This window comes from Kitasatospora sp. NPDC007106 (genome assembly GCF_040634455.1).
GTDB classification, from domain to species: domain Bacteria; phylum Actinomycetota; class Actinomycetes; order Streptomycetales; family Streptomycetaceae; genus Kitasatospora; species Kitasatospora arboriphila.
The window spans coordinates 1-3,348 of the sequence record NZ_JBEYFP010000650.1 but is presented as its reverse complement, the minus strand read 5'-3'; the positions used below and the strand labels follow the sequence as shown (position 1 = coordinate 3,348).

Annotated in this window: 2 protein-coding genes; both read right to left on the bottom strand. The window is 73.6% G+C overall.

All coding sequences use genetic code 11. The annotated features are described in order from the left end of the window. Positions 1–2,313 (bottom strand): bifunctional salicylyl-CoA 5-hydroxylase/oxidoreductase (locus ABZ641_RS30150; RefSeq protein ID WP_359986844.1); only part of this gene is annotated, 2,313 nt, incomplete at its 3' end. A gap of 12 nt (positions 2,314–2,325) precedes the next feature. Next, positions 2,326–3,348: AMP-binding protein (locus ABZ641_RS30145; RefSeq protein WP_359986842.1), on the bottom strand; the 1,023-nt coding region annotated here is incomplete at its 5' end.

Genomic DNA, 3,348 nt, shown 5'->3' with positions numbered 1-3,348 from the left:
GGCCCGGCTGGCCGACGGGAACGCGGACGTCCGCGCCGAGGGCGGCTTGCGGCTGCCCGCCCGGAAGGGCAGCGGCCAGTCCGCGGCGGGCCCGCGGTAGTCCTGCTCGGCGGCCGCGTGCAGCGTCCAGTGCGGGTCGTACAGGTGGGTGCGGCCGATCGCGCAGAGGTCGGCGCGCCCGGCCAGCAGGATGGAGTTCACGTCGTCGTAGGAGGCGATCGCGCCGACCGCGATGACGGCGGCGCCGGCGGCGGCCGCGACCTCGTGCCGGATCCGGTCGGCGAACGGCGTCTGGTAGGAGCGGCCGTAGGCGGGGCGCTCGTCCTTGGTGACCTGGCCGGAGGAGACGTCCACGGCGGCCGCGCCGTGCGCGACGAAGGCGCGGGCGATCTCCACGGCGTCGTGCTCGGTGTTGCCGTCGGGCGCCCAGTCGGTGGCCGAGATGCGCACGATCATCGGCCGTTCGGCCGGCCAGACGGCGCGGACGGCGTCGAAGACCTCCAGCGGGTAGCGCAGCCGGTTCTCCAGCGAACCGCCGTACTCGTCGGTGCGGCGGTTCGCCAGCGGCGACAGGAAGGACGAGAGCAGGTAGCCGTGCGCGCAGTGCAGTTCGAGCAGGTCGAAGCCGGCCTCGGCGCCGCGCCGGGCCGCCGCGACGAAGTCGGCGGTGATCCGGTCCAGGTCCGCCCGGGTCACCTCGCGCGGGGTCGCCGAGCCCGGCCCGTACGGCAGCGGCGAGGGGCCGACGACCGGCCAGTTGCCCTCCGCCAGCGGGTCGTCCATGCCCTCCCACATCAGCCGGGTGGAGCCCTTGCGCCCGGCGTGGCCGAGCTGCAGGCCGATCCGGGCGGAGCTCTGCCCGTGCACGTAGGAGACGATCCGGCGCCAGGCGTCTCGCTGCCCGTCCGTCCACAGGCCGGTGCAGCCGGGGGTGATCCGGGCGTCCTCGGAGACGCAGACCATCTCGGTCATGACGAGGCCCGCGCCGCCCATCGCCCGGGAGCCGAGGTGGACGAGGTGGAAGTCGCCGGGCACGCCGTCGACCGCGGAGTACATGTCCATCGGGGAGACCACGACGCGGTTCTTCAGCTCCAGCTGCCCGATCCGGAACGGCTGGAACATCGCCGGGACGGCCCCGGCCCCGGCGGAGCCCTGCGCCGCCGCGAAGCCGGCGGCGACCCGGTCGGCGAAGTCGCCGTCGCGCTCGCGCAGGTTGTCGTAGGTGATCCGGCGCGAGCGGGTCAGCAGGTTGAAGCAGAACTGGGTCGGCTCCTGGCGGACGTACATGCCGATGTTCTCGAACCACTCCAGCGAGGCCTGCGCGGCCCGTTGGGTGGACTCGACGACCGGCCGCCGCTCGGCCTCGTACGCCGTCAACGCCTCGTCGAGGCCGGGGTGTTCGTGCAGGCAGGCGGCGAGCGCGAGGGCGTCCTCCATGGCCAGCTTCGTCCCCGAGCCGACGGAGAAGTGCGCGGTGTGCGCGGCGTCCCCGAGCAGGACGAGACCGCCGTGGTGCCACCGCTCGTTGCGCACGGTGGTGAAGTTCAGCCACTTGGAGTTGTTGGCGAACAGCCGGTGGCCGTCCAGCTCGGCGGCGAACAGCTCCCGGATCCGGTCGACGGCCTTCTCGTCCGAGGTGCCGGGCGGGAACTCCTCGCCCTCGGTGGCGTCGAAGCCGGCCCGGCGCCAGACGTCCTCGTGCATCTCCACGATGAAGGTCGAACCGGCGTCGGAGTACGGGTAGCCGTGGACCTGCACGGTGCCCCACTGCGTCTGCTTGACGAAGAACTGGAACGCCTCGAAGACCAGGTCCGTGCCGAGCCACATGTACTTGTTGCGCCGGGTGTCCAGCGCGGGCCGGAACTCCTCGGCGAACGCCTGCCGCACCCGCGAGTTGGCGCCGTCCGCGGCGACCGTGAGGTCGTACGAGGCGAGCAGCTCGGCCGTGTCGGGCGCCGCGGTGCCGAAGTGCAGCTCGACGCCCAGGTGGCGGCAGCGGTCCTGGAGCAGGCGCAGCAGCTCCCGGCGGCCCAGGGCGGCGAAGCCCTGGCCGCCGACGGTGTGGCTGCCGCCGTCGAGGTGGATGTCGATGTCCGTCCAGCGCGCGAAGCGGTCGGCCATCGCGGCGGCGAACTCCGGGTCGGCGTTCTCGATGCCGCCGAGCGTCTCGTCGGAGAACACCACGCCGAAGCCGAAGGTGTCGTCCGGCGCGTTGCGCTCCCAGACGGTCACCCGGTGGGCCGGGTCGAGCTGCTTCATCAGGGCGGCGAAGTACAGGCCGCCGGGCCCGCCGCCGACGATCGCGATCCTCACGCGCTGGTCCTCTCAGTGCTCGGCGGCAGGCGCGGCGGCCTGCTCGTCGTCGACGATCCTGCGCAGCACGAAGCGCTGCAGCTTGCCGCTGGTGTTGCGCGGCAGGGCCTCGCAGAACCGCACCTCACGCGGGTACTTGTAGGGCGCCAGGATCCGCTTGACGTGGTCCTGGATCTCCTTGGCCTTCGCGGCGTCGCCGGTGACGCCCTCGCGCAGCACGACGAAGGCGCAGACGACGGAGCCGCGCTCGGTGTCCGGCTTGGCGACGACCCCGGACTCCACCACGTCCGGGTGGGTGTCGACGGCCGCCTCGACCTCGGGGCCGCCGATGTTGTAGCCGGAGGAGACGATCATCGCGTCGCTGCGTGCCCGGTAGTAGAAGTAGCCGTCGGCGTCCCGGTGGAAGAGGTCCCCGGTGACGTTCCAGCCGTCCACCACGTAGTCGTACTGGCGCGGGTCGTCGAGGTAGCGGCAGCCGACCGGGCCGATCACGGCCAGCCGGCCGACCTCGCCGGGGCCGAGCTCGCGGCCGTCGACGTCGAGGACGGCGGCCCGCCAGCCCGGCACCGGTCTGCCGGTGGCGCCGGGGCGGATGTCGTCGCCGGCCGCCGAGACGAAGATGTGCAGCAGCTCGGTGGCGCCGATGCCGTCGATGACCCGCAGCCCCAGCCGCTCGTGCAGCGCCTCCCAGGTCGTCCGCGGCAGGTGCTCGCCGGCGGAGACCGCCGCCCGCAGCCCGGCGAGCCGGTGCTCCTGCCCGCCCCGCAGGATCGCCCGGTACGCGGTCGGGGCGGTCGCCAGCACGCTGACGCCCTGCTTCTCGACGAGCTCGGCCAGCTGCAGCGGCGTCGCCGACTCGGTCAGCAGCGCGCAGGCGCCGGCCCGCAGCGGGAAGACGACCAGCATGCCCAGGCCGAAGGTGAAGGCCAGCGGCGCCGAACAGGCGACCGTGTCGCCCGGGCCGAGGCCGAGCAGCCCGCGGCCGCCCGCCAACTGCGTTTCAACCACCGCAGCCTGGGCCCGGAGTACCAGAGC